This is a genomic window from Methylocaldum marinum, from assembly GCF_003584645.1.
Lineage (GTDB): Bacteria > Pseudomonadota > Gammaproteobacteria > Methylococcales > Methylococcaceae > Methylocaldum > Methylocaldum marinum.
The window spans coordinates 5,188,646-5,209,650 of record NZ_AP017928.1; the positions used below are offsets into that span (position 1 = coordinate 5,188,646).

18 protein-coding genes are annotated in these 21,005 nt (G+C 59.0%); 12 read left to right on the forward strand and 6 right to left on the reverse strand.

The window, feature by feature from the left end:
- Nucleotides 1-116 precede the first annotated feature (116 nt).
- Both trxB and sS8_RS23165 read left to right on the forward strand, forming a co-directional pair.
- Entirely contained in the window at nucleotides 117-1,076 is a 960-nt protein-coding gene (trxB, locus tag sS8_RS23160; RefSeq protein ID WP_119631838.1) for a thioredoxin-disulfide reductase, read from the forward strand.
- Between the two features lie 342 nt (nucleotides 1,077-1,418).
- A complete protein-coding gene (locus sS8_RS23165) occupies nucleotides 1,419-1,589 on the forward strand; it encodes a rubredoxin (RefSeq protein ID WP_119631839.1) in 171 nt (56 codons plus the stop codon).
- Between the two features lie 217 nt (nucleotides 1,590-1,806).
- On the opposite strand, the gene sS8_RS23170 is transcribed toward sS8_RS23165, so the two are convergent.
- Together sS8_RS23170 and sS8_RS23175 are read right to left on the reverse strand one after the other, a co-directional pair.
- Nucleotides 1,807-3,486 carry a GTPase gene (locus sS8_RS23170; protein WP_119631840.1) on the reverse strand — a complete coding sequence of 560 codons (1,680 nt, stop codon included), beginning with the start codon at nucleotides 3,484-3,486 and terminating at the stop codon, nucleotides 1,807-1,809.
- Between the two features lie 3 nt (nucleotides 3,487-3,489).
- Nucleotides 3,490-5,352 carry a GTPase domain-containing protein gene (locus sS8_RS23175; RefSeq protein WP_119631841.1) on the reverse strand — a complete coding sequence of 621 codons (1,863 nt, stop codon included), beginning with the start codon at nucleotides 5,350-5,352 and terminating at the stop codon, nucleotides 3,490-3,492.
- 547 nt (nucleotides 5,353-5,899) lie between these two features.
- Here sS8_RS23175 and sS8_RS23180 point away from each other — a divergent pair.
- The 6 genes from sS8_RS23180 to sS8_RS23205 all read left to right on the forward strand — a co-directional run bounded on the left by sS8_RS23180 (nucleotide 5,900) and on the right by sS8_RS23205 (nucleotide 13,360).
- Nucleotides 5,900-7,543 carry a cytochrome c3 family protein gene (locus sS8_RS23180; RefSeq protein ID WP_170161225.1) on the forward strand — a complete coding sequence of 548 codons (1,644 nt, stop codon included), beginning with the start codon at nucleotides 5,900-5,902 and terminating at the stop codon, nucleotides 7,541-7,543.
- A gap of 21 nt (nucleotides 7,544-7,564) precedes the next feature.
- Nucleotides 7,565-8,263, forward strand: a complete 699-nt coding sequence (locus sS8_RS23185) for a tetratricopeptide repeat protein (protein WP_119631843.1) — start codon at nucleotides 7,565-7,567, stop codon at nucleotides 8,261-8,263.
- Nucleotides 8,264-8,585: 322 nt separating this feature from the next.
- Nucleotides 8,586-11,033: an arylsulfatase gene (locus sS8_RS23190; RefSeq protein ID WP_119631844.1), complete on the forward strand. Its 2,448-nt coding sequence runs from the start codon at nucleotides 8,586-8,588 to the stop codon at nucleotides 11,031-11,033.
- A 381-nt stretch (nucleotides 11,034-11,414) separates the two neighbouring features.
- Nucleotides 11,415-12,230 carry a substrate-binding domain-containing protein gene (locus tag sS8_RS23195; protein ID WP_119631845.1) on the forward strand — a complete coding sequence of 272 codons (816 nt, stop codon included), beginning with the start codon at nucleotides 11,415-11,417 and terminating at the stop codon, nucleotides 12,228-12,230.
- Nucleotides 12,231-12,369: 139 nt separating this feature from the next.
- Nucleotides 12,370-12,621: a GlsB/YeaQ/YmgE family stress response membrane protein gene (locus sS8_RS23200; protein ID WP_197716609.1), complete on the forward strand. Its 252-nt coding sequence runs from the start codon at nucleotides 12,370-12,372 to the stop codon at nucleotides 12,619-12,621.
- 226 nt (nucleotides 12,622-12,847) lie between these two features.
- Nucleotides 12,848-13,360 (forward strand): hypothetical protein, encoded by a 513-nt coding sequence (locus sS8_RS23205; protein ID WP_119631847.1) that lies wholly within the window; start codon nucleotides 12,848-12,850, stop codon nucleotides 13,358-13,360.
- A 206-nt stretch (nucleotides 13,361-13,566) separates the two neighbouring features.
- On the opposite strand, the gene sS8_RS23210 is transcribed toward sS8_RS23205, so the two are convergent.
- Nucleotides 13,567-14,991, reverse strand: coding sequence for an amino acid permease (locus sS8_RS23210; protein WP_119631848.1), 1,425 nt, complete (start codon nucleotides 14,989-14,991; stop codon nucleotides 13,567-13,569).
- Between the two features lie 542 nt (nucleotides 14,992-15,533).
- The gene (locus sS8_RS23215) at nucleotides 15,534-15,983 is read right to left on the reverse strand and encodes an SRPBCC family protein (RefSeq protein WP_119631849.1); all 450 of its coding nucleotides are present in this window, start codon (nucleotides 15,981-15,983) and stop codon (nucleotides 15,534-15,536) included.
- A gap of 796 nt (nucleotides 15,984-16,779) precedes the next feature.
- On the opposite strand from sS8_RS23215, the gene sS8_RS27805 reads away from it, so the two are divergent.
- The 4 genes from sS8_RS27805 to sS8_RS23230 all read left to right on the forward strand — a co-directional run bounded on the left by sS8_RS27805 (nucleotide 16,780) and on the right by sS8_RS23230 (nucleotide 19,315).
- Nucleotides 16,780-17,307 carry a hypothetical protein gene (locus tag sS8_RS27805; protein WP_145986656.1) on the forward strand — a complete coding sequence of 176 codons (528 nt, stop codon included), beginning with the start codon at nucleotides 16,780-16,782 and terminating at the stop codon, nucleotides 17,305-17,307.
- A gap of 444 nt (nucleotides 17,308-17,751) precedes the next feature.
- A complete protein-coding gene (locus tag sS8_RS23220; protein WP_119631850.1) occupies nucleotides 17,752-18,204 on the forward strand; it encodes an SRPBCC family protein in 453 nt (150 codons plus the stop codon).
- Nucleotides 18,205-18,250: 46 nt separating this feature from the next.
- Entirely contained in the window at nucleotides 18,251-18,688 is a 438-nt protein-coding gene (locus sS8_RS23225; protein ID WP_197716610.1) for a PaaI family thioesterase, read from the forward strand.
- A gap of 66 nt (nucleotides 18,689-18,754) precedes the next feature.
- On the forward strand, nucleotides 18,755-19,315 hold the full coding sequence (locus tag sS8_RS23230) for a hypothetical protein (RefSeq protein WP_119631852.1): 561 nt from the start codon (nucleotides 18,755-18,757) through the stop codon (nucleotides 19,313-19,315).
- A gap of 184 nt (nucleotides 19,316-19,499) precedes the next feature.
- Here the strand turns inward: sS8_RS23230 and sS8_RS23235 are convergent, their stop codons facing one another.
- Nucleotides 19,500-19,778: a hypothetical protein gene (locus sS8_RS23235; protein WP_119632975.1), complete on the reverse strand. Its 279-nt coding sequence runs from the start codon at nucleotides 19,776-19,778 to the stop codon at nucleotides 19,500-19,502.
- 115 nt (nucleotides 19,779-19,893) lie between these two features.
- The gene (locus sS8_RS23240) at nucleotides 19,894-21,003 is read right to left on the reverse strand and encodes a CgeB family protein (protein WP_119631853.1); all 1,110 of its coding nucleotides are present in this window, start codon (nucleotides 21,001-21,003) and stop codon (nucleotides 19,894-19,896) included.
- Nucleotides 21,004-21,005 lie beyond the last annotated feature (2 nt).

Genomic DNA, 21,005 nt, shown 5'->3' on the forward strand with positions numbered 1-21,005 from the left:
ATGACCGGGGTATTGTTCAAAATCGGCGTGATTTAATCAAGAGCCGGGGTTTACGCTGTAAAAACTTATCGTCATACTTGGTATTTTGTTGTTGCAATCACCCAACCGAGGAGCACATGACCGAACAAAGACATTGCCGGTTGTTGATCTTGGGATCCGGCCCGGCGGGATACACCGCCGCGGTTTATGCCGCGCGAGCCAATCTGAAGCCGGTGCTCGTCACCGGTATCCAGATGGGCGGACAATTGACCACGACCACCGAAGTGGATAACTGGCCGGGCGATCCCGAGGGACTACAAGGCCCCGATCTCATGGAGCGCATGCGCCGTCATGCCGAACGTTTCGAAACCGAGATCGTGTTCGACCACATTCATACCGCCGATCTGTCGTCGAGACCGTTCCGACTCACCGGCGATTCCGGCGTCTATACCTGTGATGCGCTGATCATAGCCACGGGCGCATCCGCGCGTTACCTCGGGCTGCCGTCCGAGGAGGCGTTCAAGGGCCGGGGCGTCTCCGCCTGCGCGACCTGCGACGGCTTTTTCTACCGCAAGAAGCCCGTGGCGGTAATCGGCGGCGGGAATACGGCGGTGGAGGAAGCCCTCTATCTCGCCAATATCGCGTCCCAAGTCACCGTCGTGCACAGACGCGACAAGTTCAGGTCGGAGAAGATTCTTTCGGAAAAACTGCTGGAGCGTGCGCGGTCCGGCAACGTGGTCATCGAATGGAATCACGTGGTGGACGAAGTTCTGGGCGACGACTCGGGAGTTACCGGGTTGCGCATCAAGCGCGTGGAGGATGGCTCGACCAAGGAACTGACGCTGGACGGGGTGTTCATCGCGATCGGCCATTCCCCCAATACCGAAATTTTCGCCGGGCAGTTGGAGATGCGCGACGGTTACATCATCGTGAAGAGCGGACTCGACGGCAATGCGACGGCGACCAGCGTGCCGGGCGTATTCGCGGCCGGCGACGTAGCCGATTCGGTTTACCGCCAGGCGGTTACCTCGGCGGGTTCCGGATGCATGGCGGCGCTCGATGCCGAAAAATACCTGGACGGTATTGGAGGCGGCTGATTCCAAATCGCTTTCAATTAGACATTCATTTTCGTAGGGTGGATTAGGCGCACGTCAGCACTGACCGATGATCGATCACGGCGCTTTGCGTGCGTCGTAACCCACCAAGCGACCTCGACTCGGCGGGTTACGCGGAGCCGAAGGGCCTGTCCTGAGCCCAGTCGAAGGGCTAATCCACCATCGATGGGTTTCGCTTCGCTCTACCCATCCTACGATGAATGTCCACTCGAATGCCGAATGGAATGATACCGCCTTACTTGACGATCGAGGACGGAGAGCGGCCGGATAAACCTCCGACCGCGGGGTTGCTTGTATAAGAATAACGAGAGGAGCTTTTGCCCTATGGCCCAATATCGAAAATTCATTTGTTCCGCCTGTGGTTATGTTTACGACGAGGAACTGGGCGATCCCGATTCCGGGATCGATCCCGGTACGCGCTGGGAAGACGTTCCGGACGACTGGGTATGTCCGGAATGCGGAGTGGACAAAAGTTATTTCGATCTCATGGAATAGGTCGAGCGCATTCCGCCACGTTCGTCGGCAATCCCGTGCCGGCTTGCGTGTGTCTTGCGCCGTTGTCGGCAAGGGATTGCCGACCTACGAACTTGCGGACCGGGAATCCTTTCCCGACGGAACGAGTTGGCCAACCGCCTGCATCGGCAAAGGAATCGCCGACCGCATCCGGGCGCGCCGGCCTCGATCACTCCCCGCAATCTCGCGGTGAAAAGCACTAGCCCGCGGTTTTCTGACGCTTGCGGGCGGATGCCGGAAGCACGCGTTCCAGCAGCTTCGATCCCTGATCCGCTTCGAGGGCCTCGGCCGGGGAAGAAAGGCTGGCGATTCGTTTCCCTTCTTCGATCAAGGCCTGCCGTTCCTGCTCCATCTCCCCGAGTTGTTCCGTTACCCGGTCGCCGCTCTGGTCCAATGCCAGCCCGATGCCTTCGCGCAATCCCTTGACGGCGGTGCGTTCGGCCGAGGGTTTCAGTTTTCGGTATAGAAAATAGGGCAACAGCCAGGACAGGACGATCAGCAATACGCTGTGTATCGCGAAATCGGTTCCGAGGTAGCCCAGGTGATAAAGCGCGCTTTCGTAATAGCCTTTGACGACCTGGTAGGACACCCAGCCGATCGCGATCAGGGGCAGGAAAACCGTCAGAAAGCCGGAAAGTTTCAGGAAAAAACGCTGCAGTGCATTTCCCGGGTTGGCCAGTGCCAGCCGCAGCGAGCGCTGTCCTTCCGTTAGAACGCTGCGGCTCATTCCGCGCGCCAACCGATCCAGCCGGGCCTTGAGCGGGACCACCGCGAGTCCCCGTTCGCCGGCTTCGACGATCAAGCGGTCCAGTGCGTCCCGATAGCGGCTTTCGGCCCACTCATCCCACAAGATGGAGTCCGGCGGGGCGTTTTTTGCTCCAGTGTTTTCGTCGGGGGATTGGGTCAAGTCTATGCGGCGGCGCAACACACTCGTTTCATAGGTTACGAACGCGCGGGCAACCTCTTGAATCGGCCATTCCAGCCCTTTCATCAAATCGTCTCGCGTCTCCTGCCAGATCGCGGACCAATTCGGTTCCAGCCCGGCGTAACCGTCGCGGTCGCCGAGTTTCTCCAGACAGTCGTGCAAAGCGTCCCGAAGGGCGTCCAGGCGCAGGGTTTCCGCGCGAATTTCCAGCTGATGAATGACATGGCGGTCGGCCATGTCCTGGAGGATGGCCTGCAGGGTCTCGAAATCGTCGGGTTTTCGCTCGACTTCGATGTCGCGGCTGTCGGTGCGGAGCAGAATGGGATTTCTGAAGCCGGCCTTGGTCAGCAGCTTGGCGAAATCCTCGGTCTGGGCGGGATGGCCGCGGTCCCATTGATTCATGACGAACAGCCAGGCATGTTCGCCGCCATGGGCCTGCAGCAGGCGCCAGCCCTTGTCGTCGCGATAGCGTTCGGGGCTCACCACGTAAATCAGGACATCGATGTGGGGCAGCCAATCCAGTACCAGTTCCCGGTTGCTCTGTTCGGTGCTGTCGATGTCCGGCATGTCGATCCAGAGGATCTGTCGGCGCCTGTCGTCGTGATGATAGGCCGTGCGCACCCGGTCAATGGGGAAGTTTTTCGGGAGGTGCTGGATCTTCACCGAATCGTGGAGATAAAGAGAGACCTCCCGCGACGTCGGCCGCTCGACGCCGGTGCGCGCGATCGCCTGGCCGGCAAGCCGGTTCAGCAAGGTGCTCTTGCCCACGCCGGTGCCGCCGAAAAAAGCGGCCACCAGGGGGCGATGCGTGCCGGCATCGAACAAGGCTGCCGGCGTTCGCGTGTCAACCTCGTTGAGGCCGTGGATGTCTCCCGGCGTCAGCCAGCCTTCGGCGCGGGCTTTTTCTGCCCAGTTCCTCGCGGTCGTCAGTAATCGTTCGAACGGTATCTGCATGGCTCACCCCAGTTGCGCTTCGGCCGACTCTAGGGTCTCCGGGGGAATATTGAACTGGCGGGAAGTGTCCATCTGTCCCGGCAGACCGATCAAATAGGCGTGAACGGTTCTGGCGAACAATTCTTCCACGGCCTTGAACTGCTTCTGTTTGAGATCGGCCGCCGCCTTGCCCATGTAGTGCCCGATGGCGCTCTCGGCGAGCATCGTGGTCAGCGACAGCATGGCCGGCGCGATGATGAAATCCTGCACGCCGATACCCCCGGTGTGCAGGGCCACGGCCAATGCCGCGGCATCGGTGGTGACGCGCGTGGCCCGGATGCCGTTCAATACCGCGGGGTGTTCCCGAAGGCGGTCGTACAGGCCGTGAGCCGTTTTCTCGATTTCGGGTTGGAACGCCAGGATGTATTGGTCGACGGCCGACGCGTAGCGGTTGGTCAGTACGGGTCTTGCGCTCCTCAGCAACCCGGCCATTTCTTTCCACCAGGCTTGCCGGGACGGATCGTCATCGCGCTTCAGAAGAATGGTCTCGCTGATGCGGATGAACAGGTGTTCGGCAACCTGGTGCAGAATCGCCGCTTCGCCGCTGACGCTCCGTTGCCTGCGGCCGCCGACCGCCTGACCGAGCTTGACGATTTGACGCACCGGCCAGGTGACGATTTTGCGTGTGGTGAGCAGCGCGCCGGCGAGCCCCGGAATTTCGAGCAAAGTCAGGAGTTCCGCCAGTGCACGTTGAAACGTCTCGTAATGATGGGGATGGTTGAGGTAGTCCCGCTTGTAGATATTCAAACTGTCGCGGACGGCCTCGTCGATCAGGCTGTGCCATTCGGCATTCAGGCTGTTTTCGGCTTTGACCGGCGCCAGCCAGTCGCGCCAGTGGATCTGGACGAAACGCCCGGCGTTCTTCGCGTGCGGCTCGCGGCGGACCGACCGGATTGCCCTGTCCACCGCGCCGAGCAGTTGCGCGCGTTCGCTGCTCAGCTGGGCGAAATCGTCGACCTGCATATCTTCGAGATAGGGGACGGTAACGATGGGCGGTGGAGAGTCGCGCCGGGCATTCCGCCATTTTTCCTGTAGCGATACGACCAACGTTTGGTAAGAAGCTCTCTCGATCTTGTTCAAACAAATGACGGTGGGCTGGGACAGCGGCTCCAGCAAGCCGATCAGTTCCCAGACCGACAAATCGGCGTACTTGTCCTTGCTCAAAATCAGCAGAACCACGTCGGCCAGGGCGGCCACGCGAAGTACGGCCTGTCGGTAATCTTCCGCATCGACGGAGTCGAAATCCGGCGTGTCCCAGAGAACCGTCCCGCTCAGGGGATGCCGCGCGCCGGCGGCGGTCTCCAGCAGAGAAAAGCAGTCGTAGTGCTCGGACGGCAGGGTTTCGCGGGGGCAGCGCCAATAATGATGGAAATACCCATCGATCCAGTCCAAACGGTCGGCCTGGAGATCTATGCAGAAACCCTGCGGATGAACGGTAAAACCGGCGAGCGGACTCACTTCGGCGAGCTTCTTTTCGAGCAGCCAGTTGACGACCGAACTCTTTCCGGCCTGGGTGGGGCCGAGAACGGCGATCTGTAGCGGATGATCCTTTCTCGACCGGTTCAACTCGCTTTTTTCCAGGACCGCCTCGCCGAAACTGAGCGTCTGCAAATTCCGCCGCAGTTCGAGAAAGCGCGTCTCATCGTCCGGCGAAACATGCTCCAAGACGCGTTCATAACTCTGCTTCAAGCGGCGGATAAAGGAAAGCATGGTCTGGGGTGCTGGAGAGACATCCACATTGCTGAAAGGCAGATTGTACACGATGGCATTGCGCACGCGTTGCTCGGGAAACTGGGTGGCCGGACCTTTCCGATTGCTGAAAGACATGGACTGTGCCTGGAAGTTGTCGATTTAAGCGGTGAAGACCTTGCATTTCCGCACTTTATTTTTGGACGGGGAATTCGGCGAGAGTTCGGTTTCAGCTGTGCGGAGCCACGTCTCTTAAACATCCGATTCTACACGTAATTTCGGATGCAATGAGATACGCTTTCCAACGTATCGTCGGAGTCCGGCCGGGCGCGCCTGAGCAAAGGCGAGTTTGAGAAAAAGGCTCCGAACGCGCCGCATCAGAAGGACGTGGATTACTTTTGCGTACAAACATTGCTGCGGTTTTAATCCGACGCGTTTGTCGGCAAAAAATATTTGGCCACGTCGTATTCGGGGCTATCTCTTGATTCATGGAAGCCTTGTGCGGAGCGGCCCCCGGCTCTAAAGTCATTACTGCGGCGGTCTAACTGACCGTTAAGGAACGGCAGTCACGGTGGAGCAAGGAATGCGAATACCGAGCGGAAAACACCGATCAGGCCGGAATGGCCGATCCCACCGAACCCGGTTCCCCGGTCGAACGGTCAAGGACGGATCTTCGATATCCCCAATGAAGCCGCGACGCGGGATGTTTCTGCGAGTGCTGGCCATCGCCGGCATCGTCGCGGCGATCGGCATTGCGGTTTGGCAAGGACCGCCCGATTACACCGTGCCGGAACAGCCGAGAAAACCCGCAGAAGAGACCGCCCCGCCGACATATGTCGGGGGCGGGGCCTGCGCGGAATGCCACCGTGAGGAGAATCGGCTCTGGCGGGGCTCTCATCACGAGCTGGCCATGTGTCCCGCCAGCGAAGAGACGTTTGCCGGCGACTTCGGCAACGCCTCGTTCACCTATGCCGGAATTACCACCATCTTCTTTCGCCGCGACGGGCGCTTCATGGTCCGCACCGATGGACCCGACGGGCTGCTTCGCGACTATGAAATCCGGTACACCTTCGGCACGGTGCCGCTGCAGCAGTATCTGATTCCTCTGCCGGGCGGCCGCCTGCAGGCTTTAGGGATCGCCTGGGATACCCGCCCCGAGGCGGAAGGCGGGCAGCGCTGGTTCCGCCTCTATCCGGACCAGAACGTGACCCATAGCCATCCGTTGCACTGGACCGGCCTCAACCAGAACTGGAATTACATGTGCGCCGAGTGCCATTCGACGAACGTGAAGAAGAATTACGATCTCAAGGCGCGGCGCTATTCAACCAAGTTCTCTGAAATCAACGTGTCATGCGAAGCCTGTCACGGCCCCGGCTCGAATCACGTGGCTTGGGTAAAGAAAGAGGGCGACGGGCGGCGCCGGGATGGGCGCAAGGGCCTGGCCATCGCGCTCGACGAGCGCAAGTCCGTTCAATGGATGCCGAATCCGGAGAGCGGCAATGCCGCGCGCTCGGCACCGCGCCGGTCTAGGCGGGAGATCGACATGTGCGCGCGCTGCCATTCGCGGCGCGGTCCGATTTCCGAAGATTATCGCCACGGCTATCCGCTGGGCGATACCCATCGGCTGGCGCTGTTGGAGGATGGCCTTTATTACCCGGACGGGCAGATGCGCGATGAGGTGTACGTCTACGGCTCCTTTCTGCAAAGCAAGATGTTTCGGCAGGGCGTGACCTGCAGCGATTGCCACGAGCCGCACAGCCTTGGTCTGCGTGCTCCGGGGGATAAAGTCTGCCTCCAGTGCCACGCAGCCCAAAAATACGAACGCCCCGAGCACCATTTTCATCCGCTGAATTCCCGCGGCGCGGACTGCATCGAATGCCATATGCCGGCGACCACGTACATGATCGTGGATCCGCGGCACGATCACAGCTTTCGTGTGCCGAGGCCGGATCTGTCCGTCAAATTGGGAACGCCGAACGCCTGCAACCGATGCCATGCGGACCATTCGCCCGCTTGGGCGGCGAAGCGGGTCGAGCAGTGGTACGGGCATACGCCCGAGGGCTATCAGCGATATGCCGAAATGCTGCATGACGATTCCACGGGAGCGCCCGGCGCGGTCGAGCGCTTGCTCGGCCTCGCCGAGGATAAACGTCAGCCGGCGATCGCCAGGGCGAGTGCGCTGGCTCGACTGGACCGTGTTCCGAATTCCCGCTCCCTCTCGGTGATCGGCAGGCAGTTGCGCGACGACGACCCGCTGGTACGCGAGGCGGCGGCCGGTGCGTTGGAAGGCGCGGAACCACAAACCCGTTTCCGGCTCCTGGCGCGTTAACTCCGGGACCCGGTCCGCGCTGTGCGCATCGAGGCGGCACGGGCGCTGGCCGACGTTCCGGCGGAGCGCCTGACACCCGATCAGCGGACTACGTTCACGCGGGGTATCGCCGAATACATGACGGCGCAGCGGCTCAATGCGGATCGTCCCGAGGCGCACCTCAATCTCGCGCAGGTGCATGCGGCCCAGCGCCGGTTCGATCGGGCCGAGGCGGCCTTGCGCACCGCCTTGGAGCTGGTCCCGGGCTTCGTGCCGGCATCGGTCAACCTGGCGGATCTTCATCGCGCGCTGGGCCGCGATACGGAGGGGGAGTCGGTGTTGCGGGAGGCGTTGCGACGCAGTCCCGAAAGCGCCGCGCTGCACCATGCGCTCGGGCTGCTGCGCGTGCGCCAGAAGCGCATGTCCGAAGCCTTGGCGGAGTTGAAGCAGGCGGTCAATCTTGACCGAAGCAACGCCCGTTATGCCTATGTCTATGGCGTAGCCCTGAACGGCGTCGGGCAGGCGCAAAAGGCCATTGCGATCCTCCAAAGCGCATTCCGGCAACACCCTTTCGATCGGGATTTGCTTTTTGCGCTCGCGAGCATCTACCGAGACAACGGGCAGCCGCACAAGGCGCTCTCCTACGCCAGAGCTCTCGCCGAATTGGAACCCGAGAATCCGGAGAGGGCAGCCCTGGTAGCGGAGCTCCAAGAACAGGGGCGTCGCAAGTCGAGGGATTAAGCGGTGGCTTGTTTTTACACACTTTAGGAATATATCGAGACGCTTCCGTCGACAAAGTATTGCCGAGCTACGCCGCTGGTGGCGGTGTTGCGAAAACAGTCCTAGGATGGGCAAAGCATAGCGCGCCCATCAAACCCGGAGATGATGGTTTGGCCGGCCAACGCATTTGACAAGGGATGCGGACAACGATTCACATTTGAATCACATTGTCGAACTTCGAAGGCGAAATCCTCCTTGAGAGGAACGCACAGGATCTTTTTTCCGGGGCAATTCCTGTCTAATTGAGGAAGGAAAGGAAGCGAAACCACGAAAGGAGATCGAAATGGACACACCCCGTTTTCGGAAACAGCGCTTAGGGATGTCCCCTGGCTTGCTGCTCAAGGTGGTTGCGTTGCTGGCGCTCTCGCTTGCCGCCGCATGGGCGGAGACCCCGCGCGGCACGGTGCTGCCCGCGCCGGAGCCTGCCTTCAAGGGCAAGATCGGACGCACTTACAAACACTCCCAGCCGGACAAGATTTCGGTCGCCAAAGCGCCGGCCGGGGCACCGAACGTCCTGGTGGTCCTGATCGACGATTCCGGATTCGGCCAGTGGGGCACCTTCGGCGGGCAGATTCCGACGCCCAACCTCGACCGGCTGGCGAAGGCCGGGTTGAGCTACACGCGTTTCCACACCACGGCCCTCTGTTCGCCCACTCGCGCGGCTCTCTTGACCGGACGCAACCACCACTCGGTCGGTACCGGCACGGTCACGGAGACGGGCACCGCCTATCCCGGCTACACCGGCCAGATTCCCAAGAGCGCCGCGATGGTCTCCGAGATTCTGCGCCAGAACGGCTACAGCACCGCCTTCTTCGGCAAGAACCATAATGTCCCGGACTGGGAGACCAGCGTATCGGGCCCCTATGACCGCTGGCCGGGGTTGCAAGGCTTCGACCATTTCTACGGCTTCCTCGGCGGAGAGGCCAACCAGTGGGCGCCGGCGGTCTACCGCGACCATCAGCGGGTGGAGATGCAGGTTCCGAGAGGCCGAGAAGGGCGCTACACGCTCAACGACGCGCTGGCGGACGAGGCCATCGACTACATCTTTCAGCAAAAGTCGGTTACGCCCGACCGGCCGTTCTTCGTCTATTACGCTCCGGGTGCGACGCACGCCCCGCATCACGTGCCGAAGGAATGGATGGACAAGTTCAAGGGGCAGTTCGACCAGGGCTGGGACAAGTACCGCGAAGAGACCTACCAGCGCCAGCTCAAGCTGGGCGTCATCCCACCGGATACCAAGCTCACGCCCAGACCCAGGGAAATACCGGCCTACGACTCGCTGACACCCGACCAGAAGCGGGTGGCCGCTCGGCTGATGGAAGCGTTCGCGGCCTACACCGCCCAGACCGACTACGAGGTGGGCCGCGTACTCGACGCCATCGAGCAGGTCGGCCAACTGCACAACACGGTCGTTTTTTGGATCATCGGCGATAATGGCGCCTCCATGGAAGGTACTCTCTACGGCGCTTTCAACGAAATGGCGGCCATCGGCGGTTTATCCGAAGATCCGGCTTTGCTGGTGCAGCACCTGGACGAAATCGGAGGGCCCAACGCTTACAACCACTTCCCGGTGGGCTGGGCCTGGGCGGTGAACACGCCGTTTCAATGGGGCAAGCAGGTCGCCTCTCACCTGGGCGGCGTACGCAATCCGATGGTGGTCGCCTGGCCGGATCGCATCAAGGACAAAGGCGGCATGCGCACGCAATTCCACCACGTCATCGACATCGTGCCGACCATTTTGGAAGCGGTCAAAATCCCGATGCCCACGGAGGTGAACGGCGTCAAGCAGAAGCCGATGGAAGGCGTCAGCATGCTGTACAGCTTCGATAATGCGAACGCAAAAGGCGCGCGTCAGGTGCAGTACTTCGAAATGTTCGGCAACCGGGCGCTATACAGGGACGGCTGGATCGCCGCCGCCCGGCATGGCCGGCTGCCGTGGACCACCGGGACCTTTGATTTCGACGCGGATCAATGGGAGCTTTACGACCTGGATCGTGATTTCAGCGAAGCGGACGATCTGGCCGCGAAACATCCCGACAAGCTCAAGAAGCTTCAGGACGACTTTTGGGTGGAAGCCAAGAAGTTCCAGGTTCTCCCTTTGGACGATCGCTTGGCCGAGCGTACCGACCCGAGCTTGCGGCCGAGTCTGATCGAGGGACGGTCAAGGTTCACCTATTACCCGGGCGGCGTGCGCATTCCGGAGGGCTCGGCCGCCCCGGTCAAGAACCGCTCGCACATCATTACGGCAGAGATAGAAGTACCCCGGGGCGGAGCGGACGGCGTACTCGTTGCCGAGGGCGGAGTGGTGGGAGGTTTCGCCCTCTACATCAACGACGGACGGCCGGTTTACGAGTACAACTACGTCACCCAGGCCCGTTACACGGTAACCGGCTCGGAGGCGCTGTCTCCGGGACCGAACAACATACGCATGGAGTTCCGCTACGACGGCGGCGGCATCGGCAAGGGCGCCACGGCGGCGCTTTTCGTCAACGACAAGAAGGCCGGCGAGGGCCGGATCGAACATACCACCTGGGGACGCTTTTCCGCCGACGAAACCTTCGACATCGGCGAAGACTCGGGATCCCCGGTAAGCGCCGCTTACGCTTCGCCCAATCGGTTCACCGGCACCTTGAAGAAGGTGGAAATCGATGTCCAGCCCGCGAACCTGAGCGCGGAAGATCGACAAAGACTTCGGAGCATCGCGTTAAGAGCCAGGCAAGTCATGGACTAATTCCAAATCGCTTTCAATAAGGCATTCATTTTTGTAGGGTGGTTTAGGCCGCGAGGGCGTAACCCACCGAGCGGCCTCGGATGGGTGGGTTACGCGGAGCCTGTCCTGAGCCTGTCGAAGGGCCTGTCCCGAGTGGAGCCGAGGGGTTGTCCGCCATCGATTGGTTTCGCTGCGCTCTACCCATCCTACGATTAAGGGGCACTTAAGGGGCACTCGAATGGCGGGTGGGGCGGTATCCCCCGGAAAGCCGTCCCGGTCCTTGCTGATTCGCCTGGTTTTTTACCTTTTCGCGGTGATGGGCAAAAATAGCCGAGACCTGGACGGTGTCCGTCCGGGAACGCGGTTGCGTTTTCGATCGGCGCTTCGTTATAAGGATTGAATATGCCAAGAAGAATGCTTTCCTTCCTGATCGGTTTGCTCCTCTCGGCCGTTTTTGCCCCCTCGGGTATGGCCGAGCAGGTTCTCAAAATGGCGACCACCACGAGTACCGAGAACACAGGTCTCTTGCCGGTACTCGACGCGCCGTTCGAAAAAAAGCACAAGGCCAGGATAGATGTGATCGCCGTGGGCAGCGGCAAGGCCTTGAAACTGGGGGAAAACGGCGATGTCGACATCGTCTTCGTGCACGATCCCGAGGCCGAACAGAAATTCGTGGCGGCGGGATACGGCGTGGACCGCAAGGCGGTGATGCATAACGACTTCATCATTGTCGGCCCGGAAGCGGACCCCGCCGGCATCAGGGCGGCAAAGACCGCGGACGAAGCATTCAAGATAATCGCCGAGGCCAAGGCGGGGTTCGTTTCCCGCGGCGACGAATCGGGGACCCATGTCAAGGAAAAGAATCTTTGGGAAAAGGCAGGTCTGCAGCCGGAAGACGGATGGTATTTGTCGGTCGGTCAAGGCATGGGAGCGGTGCTGCGGATGGCGGACGACAAAGCCTATTACACGCTGACCGATCGGGGAACCTTTCTCGCAAGCCGGGATAAATTGACCGTGAAGCTGTTATTCGAGGGCGATCCGGTCTTGTTTAATCCTTATCATGTGATGGCCGTGAACCCCGAGAAGCACAAACACGTGAATTACCGGCTGGCGAAGGAATACATCGACTATGTCACCGGACCGAAAGGGCAAAAAGCCATCGGCGACTTCAAGGTCGGTGGCCAGCAATTGTTCTTTCCTGATGCCCCGTTCAGATAAGAAGAAGTCGGCGGAACAGCCGGCATGGAACCAAGGACCTGAAAAACTTGCCCAAACTGTAGGCGTATTTGTTTCAGAATAGGGATGCCGAAGGCGTGGCGCTGTCCCGAATTTGTTATCGTAACAGGGAGAGATCGAAATGTTGCTTTGGATTATATTCGGCGGGATCGCCGGCTGGGTAGCCAGCATGATCGTCGGTCGGGCAGACGAGATGGGGCTCTTGAGCAATATCGCGGTGGGCATTATCGGCGCTTTCATCGGTGGTTGGATTGCCGATCGCCTTGGATTCGGGGGAGAACCGGGTGTAGAGCGTCCGACATCTTTGATAAGCTTCGCGACAGCGGTGCTCGGGGCCATAATTCTCTTGGTCATTCTCAATGCGTTGACCTAGAGCTGGTACCAGGACGACCAGGGCTATCTTTGTTGTCAGCGGCGTGCCGTTTCGGCCGATAATATGCGGCCGATTTCTCGTCGGAAACTTGGACAAGTGGATGTCGTTCGTTTTCTTTTTCGAAGTGTAAACTCGCATAATCTTTTCGCGGGGGATGATGGTGAACAATTGGTCAATTAGGGCATTTGGGGGACTCCTCGCCATATGGGCGTTTTCCGCGCCGGCCGTGGCCCAGAAGTTCAGTCCCCTGCCGGATGACGAAGAAATCGAAGAAGCGAGTTCGGGCGCCGAGGGCGACGCCGATCTCGAATTCAGCGAGGACGAGCGGGTTACGCTGAATGAACTGAGGGCCTGGTTGCGTCAGCGCAGTTTCGAAAGAGCGCAAGCCGCGGCATTCGGTCCCGATCGAGCAGACGGCGCCGGTTCGGATGCCGTGTACCGGGAAGTGCGCCCGCCGCAGCTCCTGCACGATGCACGGAATTGGCAAGGCCGGCCCAAGCCTCGGCTGCACATCGGCCGGATGCCCGAGGACCGGGTTCGCAATAGCTACGCGACCCGCGATCCGAAAAGTATCGGATCTCCGCGTAAGCAGCTGATTCTGGATTCCTCCGCTGGACACTCCGGGGGCACCGCAACGCCGGTCGAGACCAAAACGAAAAGCCGCGTTAGGCTGGTATGGTCCGCCGACCCGGCTCGGCAAAAATCGAATTCGCGCCCATCCGCTTCCGAGCGGCACTGACGTATAGGCGCTACTACCGGCGGAGCAGCTTTCTGCGCCGCTCGTCGTCCGGGGCGGGGCGAGAGCGTTTCATCTCGCTCGCACGGCAAAACAGGCTTGGCGGGTGTCGTCGGCGCCTTCGGTTCCGGTGAATGGATTCACGCATTTGTAGGTCGGCAATCCTTTGCCGACAAAGCCGTTGGTCGGGCAGCCCACGCGCGAATGCTCTAAACCTCGTTAGCCTGCGCTTCCTCCGTTTTCGCCAGCTTGCTGTGGCGTACCGAATAGACGAAATAGACGATCAAACCCAGACCCAGCCAGATCACGAATCGGTACCAGGTCGTCGTCGGTAGAAAGACCATCAGCGCGCCGCACGAGAGGACGCCGAGGATCGGAAGCACCGGATTGGCGGGCGCTTTGAACGGGCGGTGCATGTGGGGCTCGGTGATGCGGAGAATCATCACGCCGAGACAGACCAGCACGAAGGCGAACAGGGTACCGATATTGACCAGTTCGGCGAGTTCGCTCAGCGGCACGAGACCCGCAACGGACGCGATTAGGAAACCGCACAGAATGATGACTCTCACGGGGGTCTGGGTTTTCCGGTTGACGGTCGAAAACCACGGAGACAAAAGACCGTCCCGCGCCATGGCGAAGATGATGCGGGTAAGAGCGTAATAAAGCACCAGCATGACCGTGGTCAGCCCGGTAATGACGCCGGTCGCCACCAGGGCGGACGCCCAGTTCAAACCCAGAAGTCCGAGCGCGTGGGCCACGGGAGAGGATACGTTGAGGTCGGTATAGGGGACCACCGCTGTCAACAATCCGGCAACCAGAATATAGATCAAGGTGCAGAAAACCAGCGCCGCGACGATGCCTATGGGTACGTCCTTTTTCGGATTTTGTGCTTCTTCGGTTGCGGTCGACACCGCGTCGAATCCGACATAGGCGAAGAAAACGATGGAAGCACCCGCGAAAATGCCGATTGGTTTACCTTCGGCGGTGTGATTGAACCAGCCGAAAGGCATGAAGGGCTCCCAGTTGGCCGGATCGACATTGAACATCGCGACCGAGACGAACACGCCTATGGTCAGCAGCTTGATGAAAACCATCAGAGAATTGAGCTTGGCGCTTTCCTTGACGCCGATGATCAACAGAATCATGAGGATCATCACGATACCCGCGGCGGGAAGATTGATGATTCCTCCCAGTTCCGGCGCTCGGGTCAGGTAATCGGGGAGCGGTAGACCGATAGCCGTAAGGGCGTTGTTGAAATAGCCTGACCAGCCGTTAGCCACGGCCGCTACCGAGAGCCCGTATTCCAGAATCAAATCCCAGCCGATGATCCAGGCCGCCAGCTCGCCGAATGCCGCGTAGCTGTATCCGTAGGCACTGCCGCATCCGCCCACGCTCGAAGCCAGTTCGGCGTAGGACAGCGCGGCGAACGTGCAGGCCAGGCCGGCGAGGACGAAGGAAATGATCACGGCGGGTCCCGCCTGCGTCGCGGCCGCGATGCCGGTCAGTACGAAGATTCCGGTGCCGATGATGGCCCCGATGCCGAGCAGGGTCAGATCCATCGCGCCCAGGCAACGCCTCAGTCCGCTGTCCTGAATGTCGTCCGTGGTGGTTCTCTTGGTTCGGAAAATCTGCATGGTGGCGTTCTCGCGGGCTGGTTTTGATTGTCCGCATTATGCCCGATACGATCGGCCGGTGACGATTTCTGCCGATCGGGTGACGCGAACGGATCGTGATGCCGATTCCGTACCCGAGTGTGTCATTCGAGAGCTCCTTAGCCCGGCTGCGGGCCGCTTTATTCGGAGCGGCGGCGAACCGCGCGGGGCATGCTTAAGCGTGTACCGCCGTGGGGCAGGCCTGTCGAAGGACTTAAGCAGAGCTCGTCAGGAGGACGGTTACGGGCCTGATCAAAAGAGTTCGGCAATCCCTTGCCGAAATGTGCTGCTGAGGAATGACCGGCTTGTGTTTTTACCCCGCCCTCCCCAAGCCCTTCATCCGTCCGCAAGGGCTTTTGAACGATAGGGGGAGGGCGTAGCGAAAGGGGAAGAAAGCCGGTTTGCGACGCGGGCTTGTTTTTGGTTTACCCGGATCGTGATTCCTCAAGGCTGCGCGGCAGCCGTGGCGGCCAGTCAGGCCTTGAAGAATGATCGGGTATATCGATTTTGCGGTAATTTTCGGTTCAGTGGATCTCGCCGCGCCAGGCGCCGGTCTCGTGTCCTCGCGATTCGATAAAGTCCCTGAAGTTTTCCAAGTCCTCTTCCACGTTGGACGATACCATCCCGAGCATCTCGCCGACCTTCTCCATGGTGGTTTCGGGCTGATACTCGATATCCACGCTCACCCGGGTACGGTCGCCGCCCACCGGCTCGAAACTCACGATTCCGTGATTCTCGGGCCCTGCCATGGTACGCCATGCGATGCGCTGATCCGGTACCTGCTCGACAATTTCCGTGTCCCATTCCTTGTGTTTGCCTGCAATCTCGGCGTGCCAGTGCACGTGGCTGTCGTCGACCTGGCTGACTTCCACGATGTTTTCCATGAAACTGGGAAAGTCTTCGAACTGGGTCCACTGGTTGTAAGCAACCTTTACCGGCACGTTGACTTCTATGGATTTGTGCATGCTTGCCATTTTGAACTCCTTAGGATCTGGTCCTTTCGTCTCCTGGGAAGGCGACTGTTGAGGCAGCGCCATGATCCGATTAATCGCCGGTGGTCGGCCGCTCCGGTAAAACCGGTGCTTCGATCACTCGGCGATCGACTCGAAAGTTAGACACCGGGCTATCAGCGCGGTTCGATAGGAGTCCGCGATGCCGCATTCGTATGGCAGGGGTTCAATTCAAGAGAGAGGGAGGCGATGCAGGCCGATGCCGTCTCGGGTGCCTCCGATCACTTTCCGGCCAGTATTGCGCCGAAGCCGAGCCTCCGCAAAAATTGGTGGTCGGGCGTTGAATAGCCCCCTCATCCACCCGAGCGGATAGGTTTTTCCCGGCATCACGATTCCGCAGTACTCCATGAGCCCGAAACGTAGTACCCGACGGTCTCGGAGATTTAGTTTTCTGGTACAGCGTTATATTCGAGCGTCGAAGGTGCAATCGACTCGGAGTTTAGGGTGCAAAATTTGTTTTGTATGTTTCGATACATTAACCAATCGAAATAAAATGGATTTCTCGTTGATCCCCGGTACTGTCAACGATTCATCCATTTTGCTTCGCCGGTTAACGGACGCTTTGGGGTAAATTCCGTCGAACCCGGCGTTCGAGCACCATGACGCGGAAAGGTCTATTCTCTTTTTGATCTCGGTTGTATGCGTCGTGACGCTCAACTACTTCGTTGGTCGTATATGCGGCACGGCTCATCGTAGGCAATAAAGTCGATTTGTGCGACGTATCTTTGGATTCTTAAATACCTAAACAGAGGGGTGCCAAATGCCATCACTAGAAGCAACCGTAATAGTCGGCCTGGATGCCGACGGGAAGCGCGAAGGATGTCGCCTCGCAAATTGTTTCCCTAACAGCGCACGCTATGTCGAGCCTAAATCCCTCATTTCAATATTGAAAAGCAAAACACCCCTCTTTGTTGTATTGGTGAGCCATGACACAACTGGTGGCAGTCAATATTACGCTATGCTAGAGGCGCTCTCCCCTTTAAAAGGCAGTCTTCCAATTTTTGTCTTGGCCATGTGTAGCTCGGGCGTTACTCCTATCTTTGCTGGCTACACACTCGCCCAGCGTGTCGCTGCTGGGCTTCGAGTGGAAGTCAGAGCGACATCACGCTTTCTTACTTTTGACGAGGTCGGGAAAGGAATTGCTTTCGCAAAATCAGGATTAGCCGATTTTATTCTACCCAGCAATGATGCCTTAAAGGGTACGGATGGTCTCTGGGGTAAAGTAACGCCGCCATCACACGATTCCTTGGATGCATTCTGTCTTGCGTTCGGTGATGTGAAAATATAAAACTCGTTTGCACAGGGACAGGTGCACTGAGGGACGAAGCGCATCAATCGTGAGCGATGCGCCTCCTTCGTCAGCACGTCTTATCAGGAATTACATATTTTGCCTATCAAACTGGTCAAAGGGACGCGCCGCTCTGCTGCGGTTTTGAAGGGTGGCTTTTAAATCAGGCTCGGCGGCTTCGTTTATGGTCCTTGAAAGGAGAAGTTACGCCTATGCGCCACCGAGTAGTCGTTTCCGCAGCCACGTGCCTGATTTTGCTCTAACGAGCGGGTCAAGCCGACGAGCCCTCCACCGCTACGCCGTTCCGGCCCATCGGCTTAAGCCTGGATTTCGTCGGCTCTTGCATTCCGTTGATATGCCGGGCATCGAGGTGCCGTCGAAATCGAACTTGTCCGTTCGACTACAGAGAGCCAGTCCCGGCATAACCTATCGAAAGGAGAATGAATGATGCCCAATACCATCCGATTGCATCGTGTCCTCCGGGCTACACCCGAACGCGTCTATCGAGCGTTCCTCGATCCGGATGCTATGGCCAAGTGGGTTCCTCCAAACGGATTCACCGGCAAGGTTCATCAGATGGATGCCCGCGTTGGCGGCTCCTACAAGATGTCGTTTACGAACTTTACCACCGGCAAGAGCCACCACTTCGGCGGGGAGTATCTCGAATTAGTGCCACACGAACGAATTCGCTACACCGACAAGTTCGAGGATCCGAATCTAGCCGGCGCGATGCAGGTGACCATCAGCTTTAAGGCGGTGTCGTGTGGAACTGAGGTGAACATCACTCAGGAAGGAGTCCCGGATGCCATCCCGGCGGACGCTTGCTATCTCGGCTGGCAGGAGTCGCTTGCCCTGCTTGCGAAATTGGTCGAGGCGGAGATTCCGAATACACCGTGAAGTCAATTCGCAGGGATGCGGCTAGCCGTCGTGTCTACCGTAAGAGATGCCCAAACAGACTTCCATGCACACACCGGAAGATTTCAACCAGTTCGGCGCGGACAGTTTGCCGGGTTATCTCGGAATCGTTATCACACACGTATCCCGAGGAGAAGTGAGGTCCGAACTCGCCGTGCGGCCGGTGCTGATGGCGCCCAATGGCTTTCTGCATGCCGGAACCGTGGTAACGCTTGCAGACACCTCGGCCGGCTACGGCTGTATGGCAAACCTGCCGTCGGGGGCAACCGGTTTCACGACGATCGAGCTCAAAGCCAACCACCTAGGCACTGCCAGAGACGGAACGATCGAGTGTCACGCCAGGGCGGTGCACCTCGGGAGAACGACCCAGGTCTGGGATGCCGAGGTCACGCACAAGGAAACCGGCAAGACCATTGCGCTCTTTCGCTGTACACAAATGTTGCTCTATGCAAAACAGTCCGCCTAGTCCGTATCCTGACTGCCGTGCCAAGGTGGGGTAAAACATAACGTTATATAGATCCAAGGCGTTCCTATGCTGAATCGTCTATTGCTTATCGGCATGCTCGGCCTTCCCGTCGCGGCGTGGGCTTTCTTTAAACCCTTTCGAGTCGTGGCACCTGAACTGACGGGGTTATCCTGCATCCATGACAACTTGTGCACGGACGACGTGTCCCGTTCCGAGGAAACGGTCAGGCTATATGATGAAGCCTTGCATTTCGTCAACGCGTCGGTCGGCTTGATCGAAAATGGACCGCGGGTTATTTTTTGCAGCTCCGACGCCTGCTTTCAATCGTTCGGGTTAGAAAAACGTTCCGCCGCTACTATCGGTACGTTCGGCGTCGTTATCAGTCCTCGCGCATGGAAACCGTATTACGTACGCCATGAAATGATTCATCACCTGCAGAATGAAAGGCTGGGGACGATCAACACCTGGATTAAACCTCAATGGTTCACCGAGGGTATGGCTTACTCTCTCAGTGAAGATCCCCGTCCGACGCTTTCCGAGCCTTTTGAGAAATACCGCTCTCGGTTCGAGCACTGGTATAAGCAGGTGGGACGGGAGAGGCTATGGACAGAGGCCGGCAAGCTATGAGTTCACATCCCGATGTCATCGCTCGCGATTGAAGCCGCGACCTTGCGTATCCTATGCCCGGTTCGATCGAAGATGATGTTTTGTTTCCGTGGCGTATACGCCGACTTACCTTGAGCAGTTCACCGCACGTCTACACCAAAAATCAAATACTCCGAGTAGCGGGCAGTACATCGAAGCCTGCCGATCAATCGCGACGTACCAGCTTGAAGAAACGGCTCACTTCGCCGCTCTGAGTTTTTTCCTGATAGAGAAAGGCCAGCTTCTGTTCTTCGAATTTGTCGAAGAACGCTTCCCAGGAGATCCTTTCCAGCGTATCACCGCCTTCCGTGAAACGGATGCGCAGGATACCGGCCTCGTCCTCCCTGGCGGCGGTGCCTTTAACAGTCGCCGGCCAGCCTCCGCGCTCCTCCACCCAGCGGCGAATCTCCTCGTGATTCGTCGTTTTTTTCGATTCGTGAGACATGGCGATACCTCCGGGCATTGATCATTCGAGACTGAATCCTCATGGCGAGTACCCTTTCCGGTTCGGGTAGAGCGGCTGGAACGCAGCCCGTCCGCTACACCCGAGAACAAACGCTCTATCCGTAGCTGTGGATGATGCGAGGTCTAGGGTATCCGCCGCGTATCCGGCGCACGTGGTTCTCCACTTCGATGGCGCGATGGATCGACGTGTGCGCGGAAAGCACTTTGGCGCGCGCCCGCTCGCCGATGCGATTCCGCTCGGCATCCGAGGTTTCCTGGAGATAACGCAGAACGTCTTCGGCTCGCTCGGCCACCAGAATTTCTTCGCCGATCCTGAAGAAGCTATTGAGACCTTGCCAGATGTCCGAAATCACCGGCGTCCCGCAGGCGGCGGCTTCGAATAGCCGTACGCTGGGCGAGTATCCGGCACGCACCATCTCGCGCCGGGTGATGTTCAGGGTAAAACGCTGCGAAGTGTAGAAACGCCGGTGTGAACTGGGCGGAAAATGTTCGATGCGGTTGACATTGCGAGGCCATGCGATGGTTTCCGGATACTGCGGCCCGACAACGGCGAAGCGGCCTTCTTTCCAGATCTGCGCCGGTTTCAGCAGCAGTTCCTGGACTATCGGCTGCCTATCCTCGCTGTATGTGCCCATGTAGCCGAGGTCGTATTCGATGGGGCCGAAATCGGCAGAGTGCAGATCCGGATCTACCGAGCAGTAGAGCGGTTCCACCCGTTGCGCCCGGTACGAGCGTTTGAGCCAGGACAGAAGCGGGCCACCGGTGAACGACAGATACAACCCGTAGCGGGGGATCAGATCCGGATGCAGATATTCGTAATCGCCGTGTACCAGTTTTGCCAGGGTGATCGGGGTATCGATGTCGTAAAACGCGGTAAGGCCGCGCGCCGTGTCGACCACCCATCGCCCGACCTCGACGCCGTCCGGAACGTACGATCCGACGATGACCAGATCGGCCTGCGCGACCTCCTCGGTGAACCGGTCTCTCAACTCGTCGAAATCGGCATAAAGGCACGTCGTGCCGTAGGGCGGATGGGGCAGGTCCCGGTTTTTCGCGTACCACGGCTGGTCGCGTTCCAGGAAAAGCACGCTATGGCCGCGGAGACTGAGGCCGTGGACCAGCGCCCGATAAGTCGTGGCGTGACCATTACCCCAGGATGAAGTAATCGACAGTCCCAAAATGACGATGTTCAATGGCTCGGACATGA

Bases quoted from the DNA above. Each gene is read 5' to 3' on its own strand.
- trxB (WP_119631838.1), top strand. From the start codon at position 117: ATGACCGAACAAAGACATTGCCGGTTGTTGATCTTGGGATCCGGCCCG.
- sS8_RS23165 (WP_119631839.1), top strand. From the start codon at position 1,419: ATGGCCCAATATCGAAAATTCATTTGTTCCGCCTGTGGTTATGTTTAC.
- sS8_RS23170 (WP_119631840.1), bottom strand. From the start codon at position 3,486: ATGCAGATACCGTTCGAACGATTACTGACGACCGCGAGGAACTGGGCA.
- sS8_RS23175 (WP_119631841.1), bottom strand. From the start codon at position 5,352: ATGTCTTTCAGCAATCGGAAAGGTCCGGCCACCCAGTTTCCCGAGCAA.
- sS8_RS23180 (WP_170161225.1), top strand. From the start codon at position 5,900: ATGAAGCCGCGACGCGGGATGTTTCTGCGAGTGCTGGCCATCGCCGGC.
- sS8_RS23190 (WP_119631844.1), top strand. From the start codon at position 8,586: ATGGACACACCCCGTTTTCGGAAACAGCGCTTAGGGATGTCCCCTGGC.
- sS8_RS23195 (WP_119631845.1), top strand. From the start codon at position 11,415: ATGCCAAGAAGAATGCTTTCCTTCCTGATCGGTTTGCTCCTCTCGGCC.
- sS8_RS23200 (WP_197716609.1), top strand. From the start codon at position 12,370: ATGTTGCTTTGGATTATATTCGGCGGGATCGCCGGCTGGGTAGCCAGC.
- sS8_RS23210 (WP_119631848.1), bottom strand. From the start codon at position 14,991: ATGCAGATTTTCCGAACCAAGAGAACCACCACGGACGACATTCAGGAC.
- sS8_RS23215 (WP_119631849.1), bottom strand. From the start codon at position 15,983: ATGGCAAGCATGCACAAATCCATAGAAGTCAACGTGCCGGTAAAGGTT.
- sS8_RS27805 (WP_145986656.1), top strand. From the start codon at position 16,780: ATGCCATCACTAGAAGCAACCGTAATAGTCGGCCTGGATGCCGACGGG.
- sS8_RS23220 (WP_119631850.1), top strand. From the start codon at position 17,752: ATGATGCCCAATACCATCCGATTGCATCGTGTCCTCCGGGCTACACCC.
- sS8_RS23225 (WP_197716610.1), top strand. From the start codon at position 18,251: ATGCCCAAACAGACTTCCATGCACACACCGGAAGATTTCAACCAGTTC.
- sS8_RS23230 (WP_119631852.1), top strand. From the start codon at position 18,755: ATGCTGAATCGTCTATTGCTTATCGGCATGCTCGGCCTTCCCGTCGCG.
- sS8_RS23235 (WP_119632975.1), bottom strand. From the start codon at position 19,778: ATGTCTCACGAATCGAAAAAAACGACGAATCACGAGGAGATTCGCCGC.
- sS8_RS23240 (WP_119631853.1), bottom strand. From the start codon at position 21,003: ATGTCCGAGCCATTGAACATCGTCATTTTGGGACTGTCGATTACTTCA.